General features: G+C 64.9%; 20 protein-coding genes. 15 read left to right on the top strand and 5 right to left on the bottom strand.

What is annotated here, in order from left to right; genetic code table 11:
* Positions 1-13: 13 nt before the first annotated feature.
* Positions 14-586, bottom strand: coding sequence for a hypothetical protein (locus IPP90_05160; GenBank protein ID MBL0170111.1), 573 nt, complete (start codon positions 584-586; stop codon positions 14-16).
* A 279-nt stretch (positions 587-865) separates the two neighbouring features.
* Between IPP90_05160 and IPP90_05155 the strand changes: the two genes are divergently transcribed.
* From IPP90_05155 to IPP90_05105, 11 genes are all read left to right on the top strand, one after another.
* Positions 866-1,471 (top strand): redoxin domain-containing protein, encoded by a 606-nt coding sequence (locus IPP90_05155; GenBank protein ID MBL0170110.1) that lies wholly within the window; start codon positions 866-868, stop codon positions 1,469-1,471.
* Positions 1,472-1,493: 22 nt separating this feature from the next.
* Complete coding sequence (locus IPP90_05150; protein MBL0170109.1) at positions 1,494-2,042, top strand: redoxin domain-containing protein; 549 nt, start codon at positions 1,494-1,496, stop codon at positions 2,040-2,042.
* A 59-nt stretch (positions 2,043-2,101) separates the two neighbouring features.
* Positions 2,102-3,580, top strand: a complete 1,479-nt coding sequence (locus IPP90_05145) for a DUF4147 domain-containing protein (protein ID MBL0170108.1) — start codon at positions 2,102-2,104, stop codon at positions 3,578-3,580.
* Positions 3,581-3,617: 37 nt separating this feature from the next.
* Complete coding sequence (locus tag IPP90_05140; protein ID MBL0170107.1) at positions 3,618-4,385, top strand: TetR family transcriptional regulator; 768 nt, start codon at positions 3,618-3,620, stop codon at positions 4,383-4,385.
* A gap of 132 nt (positions 4,386-4,517) precedes the next feature.
* Positions 4,518-5,447 carry a carbon-nitrogen hydrolase gene (locus IPP90_05135; protein MBL0170106.1) on the top strand — a complete coding sequence of 310 codons (930 nt, stop codon included), beginning with the start codon at positions 4,518-4,520 and terminating at the stop codon, positions 5,445-5,447.
* Positions 5,448-5,467: 20 nt separating this feature from the next.
* Positions 5,468-6,520, top strand: coding sequence for an agmatine deiminase family protein (locus IPP90_05130; GenBank protein MBL0170105.1), 1,053 nt, complete (start codon positions 5,468-5,470; stop codon positions 6,518-6,520).
* Positions 6,517-7,122: a DUF2628 domain-containing protein gene (locus tag IPP90_05125; protein ID MBL0170104.1), complete on the top strand. Its 606-nt coding sequence runs from the start codon at positions 6,517-6,519 to the stop codon at positions 7,120-7,122. The genes IPP90_05130 and IPP90_05125 overlap by 4 nt, the downstream gene beginning before the upstream one ends.
* A gap of 63 nt (positions 7,123-7,185) precedes the next feature.
* Complete coding sequence (locus IPP90_05120) at positions 7,186-7,725, top strand: RNA polymerase sigma factor (GenBank protein MBL0170103.1); 540 nt, start codon at positions 7,186-7,188, stop codon at positions 7,723-7,725.
* Complete coding sequence (locus tag IPP90_05115) at positions 7,718-8,329, top strand: isoamylase early set domain-containing protein (GenBank protein ID MBL0170102.1); 612 nt, start codon at positions 7,718-7,720, stop codon at positions 8,327-8,329. Before IPP90_05120 ends, IPP90_05115 begins: the two co-directional genes overlap by 8 nt.
* A complete protein-coding gene (locus tag IPP90_05110) occupies positions 8,329-9,045 on the top strand; it encodes a hypothetical protein (protein MBL0170101.1) in 717 nt (238 codons plus the stop codon). Before IPP90_05115 ends, IPP90_05110 begins: the two co-directional genes overlap by 1 nt.
* A gap of 77 nt (positions 9,046-9,122) precedes the next feature.
* Positions 9,123-10,523 carry a glycogen-binding domain-containing protein gene (locus tag IPP90_05105; GenBank protein ID MBL0170100.1) on the top strand — a complete coding sequence of 467 codons (1,401 nt, stop codon included), beginning with the start codon at positions 9,123-9,125 and terminating at the stop codon, positions 10,521-10,523.
* A 2-nt stretch (positions 10,524-10,525) separates the two neighbouring features.
* Here the strand turns inward: IPP90_05105 and IPP90_05100 are convergent, their stop codons facing one another.
* The 4 genes from IPP90_05100 to IPP90_05085 all read right to left on the bottom strand — a co-directional run bounded on the left by IPP90_05100 (position 10,526) and on the right by IPP90_05085 (position 14,480).
* Positions 10,526-12,331: a hypothetical protein gene (locus IPP90_05100; GenBank protein MBL0170099.1), complete on the bottom strand. Its 1,806-nt coding sequence runs from the start codon at positions 12,329-12,331 to the stop codon at positions 10,526-10,528.
* 62 nt (positions 12,332-12,393) lie between these two features.
* Positions 12,394-13,011 (bottom strand): outer membrane beta-barrel protein, encoded by a 618-nt coding sequence (locus tag IPP90_05095; GenBank protein ID MBL0170098.1) that lies wholly within the window; start codon positions 13,009-13,011, stop codon positions 12,394-12,396.
* A gap of 175 nt (positions 13,012-13,186) precedes the next feature.
* Positions 13,187-13,690, bottom strand: a complete 504-nt coding sequence (locus IPP90_05090) for a hypothetical protein (GenBank protein ID MBL0170097.1) — start codon at positions 13,688-13,690, stop codon at positions 13,187-13,189.
* A gap of 34 nt (positions 13,691-13,724) precedes the next feature.
* Positions 13,725-14,480, bottom strand: coding sequence for a TerC family protein (locus tag IPP90_05085; protein ID MBL0170096.1), 756 nt, complete (start codon positions 14,478-14,480; stop codon positions 13,725-13,727).
* Between the two features lie 97 nt (positions 14,481-14,577).
* Here IPP90_05085 and queC point away from each other — a divergent pair, with 97 nt between their 5' ends.
* The 4 genes from queC (at position 14,578) to IPP90_05065 (ending at position 18,900) form a co-directional block, all read left to right on the top strand.
* On the top strand, positions 14,578-15,324 hold the full coding sequence (queC, locus tag IPP90_05080) for a 7-cyano-7-deazaguanine synthase QueC (GenBank protein MBL0170095.1): 747 nt from the start codon (positions 14,578-14,580) through the stop codon (positions 15,322-15,324).
* 7 nt (positions 15,325-15,331) lie between these two features.
* A complete protein-coding gene (queE, locus tag IPP90_05075; protein ID MBL0170094.1) occupies positions 15,332-15,970 on the top strand; it encodes a 7-carboxy-7-deazaguanine synthase in 639 nt (212 codons plus the stop codon).
* Positions 15,971-16,304: 334 nt separating this feature from the next.
* The gene (locus tag IPP90_05070; GenBank protein MBL0170093.1) at positions 16,305-16,766 is read left to right on the top strand and encodes a C40 family peptidase; all 462 of its coding nucleotides are present in this window, start codon (positions 16,305-16,307) and stop codon (positions 16,764-16,766) included.
* A 73-nt stretch (positions 16,767-16,839) separates the two neighbouring features.
* Positions 16,840-18,900, top strand: a complete 2,061-nt coding sequence (locus IPP90_05065; protein ID MBL0170092.1) for a S9 family peptidase — start codon at positions 16,840-16,842, stop codon at positions 18,898-18,900.
* Positions 18,901-18,902: the final 2 nt, after the last annotated feature.

The raw sequence follows: 18,902 nt of genomic DNA, 5'->3' as shown, positions 1-18,902 counted from the left end.
GCTTCGCAGACCGCTATGGCTTGCGCGGCCTCGTATAAATCTGCGAGCCAATCACGCCGCCCAGCACGGCACCGGCCACCGCGCCCACCGCGCCGCCCTTTACCTTGTCGCGCGACGTGAGAATCCCCACCGCCGTTCCGGTCGCCGCACCAATCACCGCACCACGCGTCGAATTGCGCTCCGAGGTGGGTGCGGAGGTCCCTGCACCCCCACCGTCACCCACGTCACCCGCACCAGACCCGGCCGACGACGCCCCCGCCGACGGCGAAGCCGGTCGCGTGCGATACACCACCCGCGTGGGCGCGTCGCGATACACCACGCGCGGCGGTGGCGCGTACACGGCCTGCGGCGGATACGCATATTGCGGCGCCCCGTACGCCGGAGCGTACCCGGGCGCCGTTCCCGGTGGATATCCCAGTTCCTGCGGGCTCGCATACTGCTGCCGCAACGACGGCGCCTGCGCGGCCGCCGCCAGGTCGGCGCGCAGCAGGTCATCGGTTCGGCCGGCGTTGCGATCACACGCCGACAGTGTGACCAGACCGACAGGGAATGCCAGCAAGGCAAGTCGCGAACGAATGAGTGTCATGAATCCTCCGAATGGGCCGTGCGAAAGCGCAAGGCACGTGTGCGGCGCACGCCGCCAGGAGTCCAACTAAGCACGAGCCGTGCCATTCTCTATCTCTCGGTGTACCACCACCTACAGGTTGGCGGGCGCATCATCTGTCCCCTCCCGCAGTCACTTATCCGTCCCACTGCAGCGACAGCGGCGGAACGCTTTGCCCGACGTTATCGTTATTGGGTAGCCGCCCCGCACCTGCGTCCGGCGGTCGTCACGTTCACCACCCGTGCCACTGAGGAGCCGTTCATGTCCGTTTTCACACGTATCGTGCGAAAGCCGCTTGCTGCCGTGTCCACGCTCGTCGCGTTGTCCGCCATCGCCCTCGCCACGGCGGGCGCGCAGGCCGCTCCGGCTGCACCTGCGGCCAACGCACTCAAGGTTGGCGACATGGCGCCTGACTTCACGGTCACCACGGTCACGTCGGCGGGTGTGGAGTCCAGGAAGTTCAAGCTCTCCGAACACCGCGGTGAAACGGTCGTGCTGGCCTTCTTCCCCAAGGCCCGCACCAGCGGCTGCACCACACAGATGGAAGCCTATCGCGACCAGTATGCGCAGGTGTTCATGGGCGGCAAGAAGGTCTCGCTCATTGGCGTCAGCATCGATTCCGACACCGCGCTCATCTCGTGGGCACAGGATGCCAAGTTCCCGTTCCGCTTTGGCTCCGACGTGGATGCCGCCGTGGGCACCGCGTACGGCGCCAACAACGCGCCGGGTCGCGGACACAAGCGCCATCTGTACGTGATCGACCCCAAGGGCAAGATCGCCTACATCAACACGCCGTTCCTGCAGATGTCCGCCGACGCGTACTCCACGCTGGGCACCGCCATCGCACAGGCCGGCAACGCGAAATAGCGCGCAGTTGCGCGAAGCAATCGTGTCCATCACATCGAGGGTGCGAGTCGCCCTCCAGTTGGTCGCCTGCGTACCGGCACTCGCCGTGGCGCAGGCGCTCAAGGTAGGAGACCTCGCGCCCGACTTCACCGTCACCACGGTCACGGCGGCCGGCACCGACACCAAACCGTTCCGACTATCCGAGCACCGCGGAGAAACCGTTGTGCTGGCCTTCTTTCCCAAAGCGCGAACATCGGGCTGCACCACTCAGATGGAAGCGTATCGCGACCAGTATGCCGACCTCTTTCAGGGTGGAAAGAAGGTGATGCTGCTGGGCGTCAGCACCGACAACGAGAGTTCGCTCACCAAATGGGCACAGGACGACCATTTCCCGTTTCACTTTGCGGCCGATGGCAACAAGGCGGTCGGCAAAGCCTACGGTGCCAGCAGCATCCTGTGGCATAAGCGGCACCTCTACGTCATCGATCCATCTGGCAAGATTACCTACATCGCGACGCCCTTCCGGCAGATGTCGGACGATGCCTACGGTGAACTTGGCAAGGCGATAGCGCTTGCGAGCGACGGGAAGTAGGTAAAGAAGTCCGCACACGCGGGTCGACGCCCGACCACCAGTGTTGCAGCTTTCGCGGCATGCCCGATCCGACTCATGCCTCGCCATCCCGCGCCTTCGCCACCGCGCTCTACAAAGCGGCGGTCGAGGGCGCGGCCCCGTTTCCCCGCACCCGTGATGCGGTGCGCGCGTGGATGGCAGTGCATCCCACCGCGATCGCGTCCGGCACCCGCCTGCACGTCATCGCCCTCGGTAAAGCCGCCTCCGCCATGACGGCGGGTGCGGCCGATGCCCTGTTCGAGCGCGACATCTCCATCACCTCCGGCGTCGTCGTCACGTCGCACCAGCCGGCCATCAGTGAGCTGGGACCGCGCGGCACGCTCCCCTGGGCTGTCGAAGTCCATATCGGCGATCACCCCGTGCCCGGCCCCGCGTCGCTCAACGCCGCCGACGCCATCGATGATGCCGTGCGCAACGTCGAGCCCAACGACGTGGTGTTCGTGCTGGTGTCGGGCGGCACCACATCACTGGCCGCCGCACCGACGGCCGCCCTCTCGCAGCGCGTGGGAGATGCGGGACGTGCCCAGGCCCACATCGCCAACCTCGCCCAGACACTGCTGGAATCGGGACTCGCGATTCACGAGATGAACGCGATTCGTCGACGCGTCTTGCGCTGGGGGGCCGGTCGACTGGCCGTGGCGCTGCACGCACGCGGCGCGGCGCACATTGCGGTGTTCGCCATTTCCGATGTCATTGGCGACGCGCCCGAAGTGATTGGCTCGGGCCCCTGCTCGCCCGAACCGCTCGACGACACGACGTTTTTCGCGCTGGTGGACGCGCACGACCTGCGCAGCAGTCTCGAACGTGACATGGCGCAATTCCTGGGCGTGCAAGGCGGCGATGCGCCGCCATTGGTGCCGCCCGTGAATCATCCCGCGTTTGCCGCGGTGTCGTACCAGTACGTGGCGCGAAATCGTGACGCCGTCGAGTCGCTGGCCAACGCGGCACGCACGGCAGGGGCGCAACACGTCACCATTGAAGACATGCCGCTGGAAGGCGACGCGGCCGAACTGGGTGAGGCCATTGCCCGTCGCGCATTGCACATGGCCGCCACACTGCCGCGACACGAACGCGCGGTGTGGGTTACCGGTGGCGAACCGGTGGTGCACTTGCGTCAGATGGTCGATCGCGCGCTGACCGAAGACGAAGCCGATGGCACACCCGACGAACCCATGAAAGGTGGACGCATGCAGGCGTTGGCCCTGTCCGCCGCCATGCGCCTTGAGGAACGCGCGCGCGATGTCGACGATTTTGCCTGGCGCATTACCCTGCTGGCCGCCGGCACCGACGGTCGCGATGGACCAACCGATGCGGCCGGCGCGATTGTCGATTGTGGAACGCCACTCAATGCGCGGCGACGGGGGAGACGTCGTCCCGATCGCGACCTGGTAACAGGGCGGTCGTGGTTTTCGCTGGATGCCGCGGGCGACCTGCTGCGCACGGGCCCTACCGGCACCAATGTGATGGACGTGGTGGCCGTGGTAGTTGACTCTCGATGAAGCCGCCGTACCTATGCCACCCGCGCTCATCCGCCGCATGACCGAGAAACGCGCCCGACCACGTCCCCGCGCCCTGCCAGTCGCGGCGGCAAGTCCCTCCGACTCGGCGCACGCATCGGCCGCGGTGGCACCCGACTCGGACGACGCGTACCGCAAACGCCCTCGGCAATCGCGCGGACAGAAGCGTGTGGAGCTGCTGCTCGACGCCGCGGCCGAGGTCATCGCTGAATCCGGCATCGCCGCTGCTACGGCCGAGGCCATCGCGCTCAAGGCACGCACCGCGAAGGGGTCCCTGTATCAGTTCTTCCCCAATCGCGACGCGGTGCTGGCCGCGCTCGCCTTGCGCTACGCGGATGAAATGCGCGCCATCCACGAGCGCGCGTTTCCCATGGACCCGCATGGTATGGCGCTGGAGCGACTCATCGATCGCATCGTCCGTCCACTCGCCGAATTTCACGATCGCAATCCGGCATTCCGCCGTGTGTTCGCCACCAACGAAGGGCCAGCCGACGATACGCGCTCGGCCCCGGTGCGCTTGCGCGCCCAGCTGTTCGACTCGTTCGTCGACCGTCTGGACGTGCTGTTCGCCGCCCGCAATCCCGCGTTGCCCGCCAAAGATCGCCGTCGCGCCGCGCTCATCAGCGCCTCGGTGGGGCAGGCCGTGCTGGCCCGCCGCAGTCGCGCCGCGGCGGCCGAGAAGAAGCCGTTGCTGGACGAACTCAAGCGCCTGCTGGTGGCGTATCTGACGCCACTGTTCGATGCGCCAGGTCGATCTGTACGAAAGGTGGTGTCGCGAGATCGGTGATGAAAGACGGGAGACGGGAGAATGGAGACGGGAGACAGGAGCCGACCATCGGACCCGGCGTCTCCCGTCTACCGTCTCCATTCTCCCGTCTTAAAACCTTGTAAACCCCGCCACTTCAGATGACCTTTCATCATGTCATCCACCAATGCGGTCACGGTCGGTCTCATCCAGGACACGGCCACCAACGACCTCGCTGCCAATCTGGCGCGCGCCGTGCACCGCGTGCGCGAGGCCGCCGCGCAGGGCGCGCAGATTATCTGCCTGCAGGAGCTCTTCAACGCGCCCTACTTCTGCAAGATCATCCGCCCCGATCGGTTCGACATCGCTGAACCTGTTGATGGGCTGGTGGTCACCACCATGCAGGCCATGGCGAAGCAGTTGGGCGTGGTCATCGTCGTGCCGTACTACGAGAAGCAGGCGCCAGGGCTTTATCGCAATTCGGCCACCGTCATCGATGCCGACGGCGCAATCCTGGGCACGTATCGCAAGATGCACATTCCGCATGATCCGCTGTTCGAGGAGAAGTACTACTTCGCGCCCGGTGACGTAGCGCCCGATCAGCGTGGCGACACGCATCCCGGCACCAGCGGATTCCGTGTGTGGCGCACGAAGTTTGCCGACATCGGCGTGCTCATCTGCTGGGATCAATGGTATCCCGAAGCCGCCCGCATCACGTCGCTGCTGGGGGCGCAGATTCTGTTCTATCCCACGGCCATTGGCTGGCATCCCGCCGAAAAGGCCGCGTTCGGCACCGCGCAGGTCGACGCGTGGCGCACGGCGCAGCGCGCGCACGCCATCGCCAACGGCGTGTTTGTCGCCGCCGCCAATCGGGTGGGCTTTGAAGCCGAGGCAGGCACCGACGGTCTTGAGTTCTTCGGGCAGTCGTTTGTCTGCGATCCCTTCGGACGCTACCTCGTCGAGGCCGGCACCGATCCCGCCATTCTCACCGCACGCTGCGACCTGTCGCTCATTGAGGAGACGCGCCGCAACTGGCCGTTCCTGCGCGATCGTCGCGTGGACGCGTACGGCCCCATCACCCAGCGTTGGCTGGGCGGTTCGTGAGCGATTTGTCCACGTCGCCCATGGTCCGCATGCCGGCCGAATGGGAGCCGCACGACGCCACCTGGATTTCGTGGCCGCATCACGAGCCAGATTGGCCGGGCAAGCTGGCACCCATCCCGTGGGTGTACACCGAGATTGTGCGCGCGCTCGCGCGGCACGAACGCGTGGAGATTTTTTGTCACAACGAAACCGTTCGTGAAGCCGCGCGCGAGGCACTTTCGCTGCACGATGTCGACGCCGTCACGTATCGACTGCATCTGCAGCCCTCCGACCGCGTGTGGCTGCGTGATTCAGGCCCCACCGGTGTGCATCGCGCGGATGGATCCGTGTCGTTGGTGCACTGGGGCTTCAATGCGTGGGCCAAGTACGACAACTACGCGCAGGACGCGCTCATTCCCGCCGCCGTCCAGCGCATCACCGGATTGCCGCGCCTGCAGGCCAGCCGTCATGACACGCGCCAACCGCTCATTCTTGAGGGTGGCGGCATTGAGACCGATGGCCTCGGCACCATGCTGGTGACTGAAGAGTGGCTGCTGAGCGATGTCCAGGTGCGCAACCCCGGCTTCACGCGCGCCGACTACGAGCAGGCGTTCGCCGAATACTTGGGGATCACGCACACCATCTGGTTGGGCGACGGCTGCGTGGGTGATGACACGCACGGACACATCGACGACATCGCGCGATTTGTCGCGCCGGGCGTGGTGGTCCTCGCGCACGAGCCGGACCCGTCCGACGACAATCACGCCCGTTCGCTGGACAACCTGCATCGATTGCGGGGTGCTCGCGACGCGCGCGGCACGCCGTTGCGCGTGGTGACACTACCCTTTCCGCGAGCCGTAATGATGGATGGCACGCGGTTGCCCGCCAGTTACGCGAACTTCTACATCGCCAACGGGGTTGTGATAGTACCCACCTTCAACGATGTGAACGATCGCCTCGCCCTCAACATCATCGCCGACCTGATGCCGCACCATCAGGTGGTCGGCATCCACGCCGTCGACCTCGTTTGGGGACTCGGCACGCTCCACTGCCTTACCCAACAGCAACCGGCGCCACGCGCCGCTTCCGCATGACCGATCCCCGATCCGACACGTCGCCCGATACCGGGCAGACCAACAACTCGCCCGACCCGAGTCTTCCCGCCTGGGCACGCCGCCAGCAGGATGCGGCCAACCCGCTCACGGACGAACGCATGATGGCGTTCATCGGTGCGAAATGGCCCACGTACGCGCGGAAGTTCGAGCCGTTCTTCAAGGACCCGTCCTTTGTACCCACCTGGAACTGGAGCGCCGCGCTGTTCACGTCGGGGTGGCTGCTGTACCGCAAGCTCTATCTGGCGGCCTTCAGCTTCATGCTCTTTCCCGGGCTGGCCTTTCGCCTCCTCACGGGGTCGGACACCCAGATGACCATGACCGAGCTGCAGAAACCGGAGAATCGCGGCTTGATGCTGACCCAGATCGGGGTGGGCGTCTCGGTGTTCATCGCCTCCGGCGGCATTGGCAATTGGCTGCTGTTCAGACGGGCTCAGGCGGCGGTGCGCATTGCCTTGGCGCAGGGGTTGCCCAAGACCGAGGAGCTCCCCTGGCTGGAACGGGTTGGGGGGATCAACAAGATCGGGGTGGCACTGGCGGTCGCCGTCTTCGTGATGTCGGTGTACGCCACCATGAGTGCCTGACGGGTCCCTGTCCCGTGAACGGGACCAGCCGGTGACGCCCGTCCCCCCTCAAGTGTTGTCCTCTTGATGAATGACGCGGAGCTGATAGCTCGGACCCGCGCCGGGGACCCGGACGCATTCGGCGCTCTGGTTTCACGCTACTATGACGCGTGCTGGCGCTTCGCGTACCACATGCTAGGAGAACGGGCCGATGCGGAAGACGTGGTTCAGGAGTCGTTCTTGCGCGCGTACCTCGCGATCGCCCGCTATGACGAACGCGATCAGTTTCGCGGCTGGCTCTTTCGCATCCTGACCAATCAGTGCCGCAACGCTCTCACCTCACGTGGACGACGCGCGCGTCGCTTTGTGCAGGACGAGGTGGCCATTGAACGGGCCGCTGCTCCCCTGTCGACACTCGCGCCCGGCGTTGAGGACGTGGCGCTCTCGCGCGCGCTCGCGCAGCTCGATGCCAGCCAACGGGAAGCGTTGCTCCTCAAGTACGCCGAAGGCCTGGAATACACGGAGATGTCTGCCATGACCGGCATCGGCGAATCCGCCCTCAAAATGCGCGTCAAGCGAGGCGTCGAACGCCTCCGCGCGATACTCGGCCCGGAACATGACTGAGCGCCACATCCTGCCGTTCCCATCGACCGATGGGGAGGACGCGGACATCGCCGCGCGCATTGCGGCGCTGTACAAAGCCACACCCGCCACCGACGCCGTGCACGCCGAACGCTGCGCGCGCACCGTGCTGGCGGAGGCCATGCATCACCGGTCTCGCTCGGCGTTCGGCATCCCGCGTGCGCGCTGGTGGTGGGGTGCGGCAGCGGCCGCCGTACTGGTGACCGCCACCATGAGACCGTGGCGTGGAACCGAAACAGCGCGCGAGGCGGATTCCGCGTTTGTGAATAGCACCGCCGCTGCGCTTCAGGGATCGGTTACCCCGCTCAGCAGCAATGCTGTTCGCTTCGACCTGCAACTGCCAACGGCCGCCCGTGCGGTGGCCATCGTCGGCGATTTCAATGGCTGGGACGAACGCGCGACACCGATGGCCCGTCGTCAACGTGACGGCTCGTGGTCGGTGAACGTGCCCATGTCGCCGGGCCGCCACGTGTATGCGTTTGTGGTGGACGGCGCGCGCTGGGTGGTCGATCCCATGGCACCGCAGGTGCCCGATGAAGGCTACGGACCCGCCAACGCGGTCATGGTTGAAGGCCTGCCCAAGTGATGTCCGCTCCGTTGTTCACCCTCGCACTGGCCGGACAGCTGGTGGCGGCATCGGGTATGCTCCCGCCACCGTCACCGGTATCGGTGCGTGACGGCTTCGACATCCAGGCAGCACAGGCCAGTGCGCAACAAGTGCAGTTTGACGCCACCCGTTTTGACAGCCTCACGGCACTGAGTCTGCGTTCTTTTCTAGACAGTGCCGTCGAGCAGGGTATTCCCACCGGCCCCCTGATCAATCGGGCGCTGGAGGGTTCGGCCCGGAAGAAGAGCGGTGCCGAGATCATGCGGGTGGTACGAGCCCATGCCGCCGCGCTGGCGCAGGCCATGGAAGTACTGGGACCCACCGCGCCCGTAGCCGAGCTGGACGCTGGCGCGACAGCGTTGCGCGCCGGGATTGATGTGGCCTCGCTGGCTGCGGTGCGGGCCGCCAGACCCGTGGGATCGGTGACCGTGCCGCTGATGGTGCTGACCGACATCAAGCAGCGGGGAGTGCCGATCAACGCGGCGCGGGACGCGGTCACGGCCATCACGCGAATGCCATCGTCCGACGAAGCGCTCAACGGACTGCGGGAGACGGTGGCCAAGAACTCGCTGCGCGGGCCGGGGATGGCTGTCGACGCCCTCAATCGCTACCTTAAGGGCACGGTCCCTGGTTCCAACCCGTCGTCTGCGCCCGCAGCGCCGGATCGCAAACCGATCCGCCCACCAAGCCCGTGACGATCGCTCGCCGTGTTGTTCGCGCGTCGTACCGCCGCTCTTTGGCGAAACGCTCTCCAGTGAGTTTTGGACGCGTAGTGCCGCGCATATTGGTGCCGAACGCGGTCAGCCTGATCTCGCTGTTGACCGTCATGCCCTCGGCACTCCTGGCGCAGCGCGGTGGTGAGGCACCGGTGGCACCGGCATCGGCAATTGGTCCCGCCACATCGGCGCCCACGTTTTCGGTGCTCGGGCTTGCCTCATCAGTCGAAGGCGGCTCCGGCATCACGCAGCGCAGCGAAGTGTGGATGGGTGCCACGCAACCGTTGGGTCGACTTGGCAACGTCCGCTTCAGTGCCATCGCCAACGGTGACGTGCGGGCGCGAGACGCGGTGGGAGCCAGTGGCGCGGCGGAAGGGATGATTGCGCTGCGCGCGCGCGCGCGATTCACTGGTGCGCAGGTGTGGAGTGCCGTCAGCTACGGGTACGTGAATGTCAACGGCGGCCTTCCCGGTCAGACGTTGGGCCTCACCCCGGCGTTCGGCACCGGCCTCGACGCCGCCGCGCGGGTGGATACCACTGTTTCGCGTCGCGTGGACATCGGCGCCATCCAGCGCGCCGAAGCCGGCGTGATGTCACGACTGTCCGGCGTGGAATTCTCCGTGGGTTTCTCGGTGGAGCGCGCGTCACGCGTCACCACGCAAACACTCACCATCGACGAGACCAACACGTCGCTGCCCATGCAGATGCCGTTGTCGGGACGTCTGGTTTCGACACGCTCGACGCGGTCACTGCAGCGACGCGATATCGCCACCGGCATTGCGTCATTGGGATTCAACACGGGACCCACCACGTGGTTGGTGTCGATGACGTCACCGGTGGCGACGACCATCTCCAGTGACGCACTCGCCCCCAAGCCACGGGTGGCACCGACCATCGCGTCCATTGCCATTGTGCAACCTGTGACGGCCTGGTTGTCCGTGGTGGGTGCGGCGGCAACGAATTCCGCGTCGGTGGGATCGACCGCGTTGCGCGACGACCTGGGGTCTGGTCGCAATCGCAAATTTGCGCCAGTCGTGGCGCTTGGTGTGCGACTGGCCGGCCTGCCGTGGTTTGGCCGGGCTGATGACACGCCCGGTGGCATTCTCTCGTTTGAGACGCACACCATCGGTTCCGTCGATTCGGCGACCATCAGCATGGCGAAGGCCGACGATGCGTCGAACGCGACCGATCGAGACACGCTACGTATCGTGCTGTTGATCGACGCACCCAAGGCCGAATCGGTGGAGCTGATGGGTGACGCGACCCAGTGGATGGTGACGCAGATGACGCGCGGTCGTGACGGCAAGTGGCGCGCGGCGCTCAAGCTCGCACCCGGCGTCCATCGCATCACCGTGCGCGCCGATGGCGGCAAGTGGATTGCGCCGCCCAACCTGCCCATCGGCAATGATGACTACGGCAGCCCGGTGGGGATGATCGTTGTGAAGGGCGGACGCTAGGCCTACTTCCCGTTCTTCACCCGTATCCGCTGCGTCGTACTGTCCGTCATCCCTCCCCCAGCCACCACCAGCGTTAGCTGATATTCCCCGTTGGGTACCTGCGGGAAATTCAGCGTCAGACTCCGGCCAAACGCGCCGTCAGCCCGACCATTATCGGCGAAGCGAATCGACACCGGCGTCACCGCTTTTGAAAGTCCAATGGACGAGCCCAGCTTCTGCATGAAGCTCGCCCCGATGCGCGTGGCCTTGAGTGAGATGGACAGAGGCGCCGACACGGTGGCCTGTCGATAGATCTCCCAGTACAACCCGATGGTCGTGCCGCCCTCGATTTCCAACGAGCCGTAGGCGGTGGTGGCACTGCGTTCAAGCGACGGCGCGGCCGATGGATCGCCGCGCACCAGCACCAGATAGTCCGACAGGCGCGCGCCGGCCGGCAGCGGTTGCACCGTTTCGCGCGCACGAGCCGCTTTGCGACCTACCGGGGCCAGCACTTCAAGGCTGGCCAGCATGGGCGTGGTGCCCATGCTCAACAACAAGGCGCCAGCCGCGGTAGCGCTGTCCTTGCGCACCTGACGCGGCGCGCGGCCGTTGAAGCCGTCAAACGTCAGGGCGGCCGTATACGGCGCGCGCCCCATTTCCAGTTCGCGCACCATGCGGTAGCCACCGGCCACCAGCGTCGAATCACCGCGACGGAAGCGCGCGAACTGATGCGGCAAGGCGCCATATCCCGTGCCGAATCGCGGGCTGTAGCGCATGCGCGCCTTGGACCGCTTGAAATTCCAGTCGGCGTTGGTCGCACCCACGGGCTTCGCCAGCGCGGCCGGCGTCGGCATGAAATCGTAACTGGGCGTGGGTTCATGCCCAATCACACTTGGCGGGCGCGGATCGGCCACGCCGCCGTTCTGAATGGACCAGGCCGTGGGCCAACCGTACCGCACCTGCGACTCCAGCACATTGCGGCCAAAAGTGAGTTCGTAGGGAATGCGCCCCAACGAATGCACACGCGAGATGGTCCAGCGCGAATACAGTTCGTTGGCTACGTCGTTGGCTGGCAGCAGCCACAGTGGTTGTGCCAACCGAAAGATACGGGTGTTTTCCGCCGCGCGATCGGCGCAGGGAATGGCCTTGTACACCGTTTGCTCAGACGGCTCAAGCCACCAGGTGAGATCCGTCCATTCGCAGCGCTGTGCCGCCGGCATGGCATCCAGTGCGCGCGTAAATGCGCGGGCGGCCGCTTCATGTCGATTGTCGCTGTGAGCGGCAAGCCCTTCCAGCGCGGCACACCACCAGGCCGTGCCGGCACACGCAGTCGCGGCCATGGCCGCCGTGTCCAACTGCCCTGCTTCCAGCGCGTAGCGCACGCGCATGCCACTCACCCAGTCGTCGGCGGGGTCGGCCTGCTGCGCCTGCTTCAACACCACCAATAATTCGAGGCGCTCGATCTTGGCATCGTTGCGTTCTTCGGGCGGTGGCACGTCACCGTTGTTGTTCCAGTAACACAGGTTGCCGCCGAAGTCGACGTCGCACTTGGCGTCGGCCCCGCCATTGTAAAAGCGCAATCCCGACCGATGATTCCGCTCGAACTGATCCTGTTGCGCGCGCGCCTTGGCCGAGGTCGCGTTCAGTTTGTCGCGATCACCGGCCAGTGGATCGGTGCGAGGCGCGGGGGGCGCCGCCGTGTCCTTGGGAGGGACGCTCTGCTGCGCCGCCGCCGGCGATGCCAGCGGCGACGCAATCAGTACCGTCACGAGTGCTGCCAACAGCCGCGTTCGGCTGCCCGTCAAGCGATCCCACTGAAAGTTCGGCACCGACAATCTCCGGAGAAAACGTCACCATCGTCCGAACTCGAAGTTAACCGCTGGCCGCGGGCTCAGAAGCCCAATCGGACACCGCCTGACAGCGCCCAGTTGTGTGTCAGGTTGCCGTTCACGCGGAAGCCGATAGCGTCCTCGGAGTTGAACTTGCCAATCCAGTCCTTGGCCTGAACGCGCACGGCGAAGCCCTTCGCCAGCCCCACGTCCACGCCAACGCCAGCCGTGTACGCGAAGTTGGACGCACGTACGTTGAACAGGGTGTTCTTGATATCGCTGGTCATGCCACCAACGCCGCCCTGCACGAACGGCGCGACCCCCGTGCCCTTCCCGGCCAGGCCACCCACTTCGAGTCCGGCGTCGTACAACCAGGTCTTGGCCGTCCCGATGTTGACACCACCAAGCACCGGCAACCCTACCCGGAGATCACCGCTGGCGTACGCCAGGTTTCCAACGAGGGCTACGCCGCGCGTCAGCGGTACGGATCCCTGCACACCCAGCATCGGCGAATTGCTGGTAGACAAGTTGGTCCCGATCGGACCGTCATACCAGTTGCCAGTGATCAGGTAGCCCGCATAGGGCGTGAGCGACGCACCAACGCCGGGTTGCGCGTTGGCGATTGACGCGAGGATGAGCGAGGTCGCAGCAACAGCGACAGGACGGACAAACGAACGCATGGAGCCTCCAGTAGGTGGACGCCCCCATCAATTGCATATCATGCGCCGAATGTCAGTTCTTGTGCAACCACTTGTCAGTCAACGCTTTGCACACTCTGGAGATTGTCCAACCCGAAAGAGTGTCCCAATTTCAGGACACTGTTCACAGCATCGAATTGGACGATCGCCCAGACGGTCAGCGAGGGGTCGGCGCAGGCGGTGCCACGTAGCCCGGCGGTGGTGCGCTTTTCGTGAGGACAGGGTTCTTGATGGCAATGAACCCGCCCTCCCAACTGGTCTTGGCCATGGCCGTCGCGCTGAGCAGGCTGAGCACCAGCACAGCGGACAACATCCCCAGCCCCGGCTTCACTTCGCGGATGGTCCGTAGCGTCAACCACCACGCGGCTGCCGCGACAACGCCGGTGACAAGCACCATCCACATGGCCGCTTCAGCCGCTTCCTCGTGCTCGTGAATCTGAGCCCGGTCAACATACCACCGCTCCTCGAGTTGCTCCTCGGCTTCACCACCGGTCCAGAATGCGGGGTAGACCGACGCGCCAGACAAGGTGAGGGTAGCGAGTGTGAACAGCAGCACCGCGCGACGACGCGTGACCAGGGCAACAAACGCCGCAGCAAGCCCCAGCAGCGACAGGATCACCGGGAAGTGATTGATCATCAGGTGCAACGAATGTCCGTCCATTGTTACCTCAATTGGTGAAAGGGGCGATGCGAGTTCACGAGGCCGGTTCGTCGGGCAGGTGCGGGCCTCGCAGCTGCACAACCTCCTGCTTGGACCGGGCCCGGATGTTGAGCATTTCCACGATGACGGAGAAGGCCATCGCCATGTACGTGTAACCCTTGGCGATGTGCTGACCAAGTCCTTCGGCCACCAGGTTGGTGCCGATGAGCACGAGGAACGCCAACGCCAGCATCTTGATGGTGGGATGCTTGTCCACGAACCCGCTGATGGTGCCGGCCGCAAACAACATCACGCCCAACGCCACGACATTCGCCGCAATCATGATCGTGACGTCATTCGCCATTCCGACGGCGGTGATGACCGAGTCGAGCGAGAAAATGATGTCGATCACCATGATCTGGGCCACCGTTCCCCACAGCGAGCGTCCGCCGCCCTTGACCGACGGGTCCTCGACGGGACCCTCCAGCTTGTGGTGGATTTCGGTGGTGGCCTTGCCGATCAGGAACAGCCCGCCAATCACCAGAATCAGATCACGACCCGACAGCGCGTGCCCGACCACGGTGAACAGCGGCTCGGTCAGTCGCATCACCCAGGTGATGGACAACAGCAGCAGCACGCGGGTGACGAAGGCGCCGGCCAGTCCCAGCGAGCGCGCACGCGGTTGCAGCGCCAACGGCAGCTTGCTGCTCAGGATGGAAATGAAGATGATGTTGTCGATGCCGAGGACGACCTCGAGCACCGTCAACGTCAGCAGCGATATCCAGGCGTTCGGGTCGGACAGCCAGTTCATACGATGCGGGACAGATAAGGGAATCGGGTGACGACCCGTGGAAGGTCGCACACCGGTCAGGCCCCATCAACGGGGATCGGGTTGCTACTTTTCGCCCATGCCTGCGCCTGCCGCACCCTTCCGACCTGTATCCGATCACCCGCCCACTGCCGCCACGCGGCCCGCGGTGGTGCTGCTCTCGGGCGGTCTCGATTCGACGACGGTCCTGGCCGTCGCCAAGCGCGACGGGTACACCCCGTACGCGATGACCTTTCGGTATGGTCAGCGCCACGCCGGGGAAATTGACGCGGCGCGCCGAGTCGCGGCCGCGCAGGGCGTGGCACAGCATGTGGTGGTGGATATCGACCTGCGACTGTGGGGCGGCTCGGCGCTGACCAGTGATGTGGACGTGCCCAAGGATCGTGACAGTGCGTTGACGCCGCACGAAATTCCGGTGACGTATGTGCCGGCGCGCAACACGATTTTCCTCTCATTCGCGTTGGCGTGGGCCGAAGTGTTGGGCGCGACGGCCATCTTCATCGGGGTGAATGCGCTTGACTATTCGGGCTATCCCGACTGCCGGCCCGAGTACATCGAGGCCTTCGCGCGCATGGCCAATCTCGCCACACGTGCCGGGGTGGAAGGCACGCAACGACTGGAAATTCACGCGCCGCTGCAGCATCTGACCAAAGCCGATATCGTCGCGCTTGGCCAGTCGCTGGGAGTGGATTACGCAATCACCACCAGTTGCTACGATCCCGCCGCCGATGGCACCGCCTGCGGTCATTGCGACGCGTGTCAGTTGCGACTGCGCGGATTCGCCGCCAACGGCATCAGCGATCCTATCGCGTACGCGAGTCGGTGAGCGACGTGTGACCTACACGGTGAAGGAGTGCTTCTACACGCTGCAGGGTGAAGGCATGCACGCGGGACGGCCCGCCGTGTTCTGTCGATTCGCCGGCTGCAATCTGTGGACGGGTCGCGAAGCCGATCGGGCGACCGCCGTGTGTACGTTTTGCGATACGGACTTTGTTGGCGTAGGTCCGGATGGGGGCAAGTTCGGTACGGCCGCAGCACTCGCCGCCTTCGTAAAGACTCGCTGGCCAGCCGATGCGCCGGCCGACGTGCGCCCCTTCGTGGTGTGCACCGGCGGCGAACCGCTCCTGCAATTGGACGCGGCGGCCATCGACGCGCTGCACGCTCAGGGATTCGAGATTGCCGTCGAGACCAACGGCACGCAGCCGGCACCGGCGGGACTGGACTGGATTTGCGTGAGCCCCAAGGCGAACGCGCCGATGATGCTCACCGCGGGCGACGAACTCAAGCTGGTGTTCCCCCAGGAGGCCGCTCAACCCGAGCGATTCGAGGGATTGGCCTTCACCCATTTCCTGCTACAGCCAATGGACGGGCCGGAGTTGGCCGTGAACACGCAGGCAGCGCTGGCGTATTGCCTGGCGCATCCGAGGTGGCGGCTGTCGGTGCAGGTGCATAAGCAGCTGGGGATCAGGTGATCTGGTCGGGATCAGGTGATCTAAGACGGGAGACGGTGGACGGGAGACGGGAGACACTGACCCGGCAGCCCGGACGTCTCCCGTCTCCCGTCTCCATTCTCCCGTCTTATCATCACATTCCTGCTCTCCAGTACGCCCTTTGCCCCCCACGTGACGCTCGCGCTGGCGGTCCGATCGTCAAGCAGGTAGTTTCGAGGTCCCAACGTTCAGCCCACCCGCACCCGACCTGTCGCGTGGCCCTTTCTCGCCGTCACTTCGTGCCGCTCTGCCTCGCCGCCGCGCTTGTCGCGGGGGTGTCGCGCGCCGAAGCACAGACGGTTGACTCGAAAAAGCCATTCGCCGCCTTCAGCGCCTCGGCCTCGGCATTGCGCGACAGCGTGGTGGCCATGGCTCGCGGGCAAATCGGCACGCGCTACAAGCTTGGGGGCACCACCCCAATCGTGCGCTCGATTGCAGCGGGCTGGTGAAGTACGTGATGAGCGCGCTCGACGTGATCCTGCCGCGCACCGCGCGTCAACAGGCCAGAATGGGGCAGGAAATCCCCCGTGATCTCGCGGCACTCAAGCCGGGTGACCTGCTCACGTTTGGCCGGGGCAAGACCATTTCGCACATCGGCATTTACGTGGGCGATGGACGGATGGTGCATGCCAGCACCTCCAAGCATCAGGTGATCGAGACCACGCTGACCGGTCGGTCCCCGCTCATCAAGCAGTGGAAGGGCGTCCGCCGGCTGGTGGATGGATCCCGTTTCACGCTTCGCGACAGTCTGCTCGCTATTGCGGATACGCTGCGCTAAGGCGCAGCATAGAGGACCACGGGTTTCGCCAGCTTCGCCTGGCCGCAACTCCCTCGCCCATCGGAGGTCCTCCATGCACCACCCTGCCCTTCGCCGCGCGTTCGCGGCACTCATTGGCGTACCGCTGTCACTCGCGTCGACTCAGGCGTTCGCGCAGGTTCCCGCGCAGCCGGCGGCGAATCGACTCACCATCGCCGACTATTTCGACTGGGAGGACGTGGCCAATCCCGCCCTGTCGCCCGATGGCAAGCAGATCCTGTACACCCGTACCTGGATCGACAAGCTGAACGACAAGCGCGAGTCGTCGGTGTGGTTGATGAACGCTGACGGCACGAAGAATCGGTTTCTGGTGAAGGGGGCCGACGCCAAATGGGCACCCGACGGATCGCGCATCGCCTTCGTCGCACCGGGTGAGCCGGGGGGCCCGCAGCTGTGGGTGCGGTACATGGATGCCGAAGGGGCCACCACCCAAATCACGCGTCTCACCGAGTCGCCCGCCGATATCGAGTGGGCGCCCGACGGCAAGACGATTGCGTTTGGCATGCTGGTGCGCGGCACGGACAGCTGGCGCATCGCCATGCCGGCGGCACCACGTGGCGCCAAATGGACCGAGCCGCCGCGCGTCGTCACCAAGGTGAAATACCGCGCCGACCGCCAGGGATTCCTCGAAGACGGTCTGCGTCAACTGTTCACCGTCGCGGCTGACGGTGGGACGCCGCGCCAGGTCACGTCGGGTGATTGGGCGGCAAACGGCACGACGTGGATGCCGGATGGCAAGAGCTTCGTATTCACGTCGTTGCGCACGAAGGACTCGGAGTACGCGTGGCGCGAATCGGAGATCTACAAGGTTGACGTGAACACCGGCACGATTGCGCAGCTCACGCGGCGCAAAGGGCCCGACAATAACCCGGTGCCGTCACCCGATGGCAAGTTGATTGCCTACACGGGGTACGACAGCACCGACGCCACCTGGAAGGATGCCATTCTCTATGTGATGGACGCCGACGGGAGCAATTCGCACGCCCTCACCGAGAAGCTCGATCGTTCGCCCAGCGGCATGATCTGGGCACCCGATGGCAGCGGCATCTACTTCACCGCCGAGAATGAAGGGTCACGCAACTTGTACTTCACGTCGGTGAAGGGTGACGTGCGCGCCGTGACCAAAGGGGCGCATGTGCTCAGCACCAGCGACATCAACCGCAACTTCATGGCGGTTGGGGTGGCCACGAGTCCGCAGAAGCCCAACGACATCGTGACGTTCGACGTGCGCACGCCGGCCATCAAGCAACTGACGGACGTGAATGGTGATGTGCTGACCGGCAAGCAGTTGGCCACCACCGAGGAGATCTGGTACACCTCGGTGGATGGATACAAGGTGCAGGGATGGATTGTGAAACCGGCCGATTTCGATCCGAAGAAGAAGTATCCACTGATGCTCGAGATTCACGGTGGTCCGCACTCGATGTACAATGTCGGATTCAACTTCTCGCGGCAGGATCACGTGTCGAATGGCTACGTGATGCTGTACACGAATCCGCGCGGATCGACTGGCTACGGCTCGGCGTTCGGCAACGCCATCAAGAATGCCTATCCCGGCAAGGATTTCAACGATCTCATGGCCGGGGTCGATTCAGTGGTGAATCGCGGGTACGTGGACACGAACCGGCTGTACGTCTACGGCTGCTCGGGCGGCGGCGTGCTCACCGCATGGACCGTCGGTCACACCGATCGATTTGCCGCGGCGGCATCGCTGTGCCCGGTGATTGACTGGATCAGTTTCGTGGGCAACACCGATGGGGCCGGCTGGTACTACAACTTCGCCAAGTTCCCCTGGGAAGATCCCAGCGAACATCTCAAGCGGTCGCCGCTGATGTACGTGGGCAACGTGAAGACGCCCACCATGCTGATGACCGGCGTGAACGATTTGCGCACGCCCATCGGCCAGACCGAGGAGTTCTACGAAGCGCTCAAGATTCGCAAGGTGCCCACCGCCATGGTGCGCTTCAACAACGAGTGGCACGGCACCAGTTCCACACCGTCCAATTTCCTGCGCACGCAACTGTACCTGCGCAGCTGGTTTGACAAATACCAGCAACCGCCCACGGGCGCGCGCGTCACGCAGGACAAGCAGTGACC

Source organism: Gemmatimonadaceae bacterium (assembly GCA_016720905.1).
In the GTDB taxonomy this organism is placed as follows: domain Bacteria; phylum Gemmatimonadota; class Gemmatimonadetes; order Gemmatimonadales; family Gemmatimonadaceae; genus Gemmatimonas.
The sequence above is the reverse complement of the archived record's forward strand: the minus strand, read 5'-3'. Positions and strand labels throughout refer to the sequence as shown.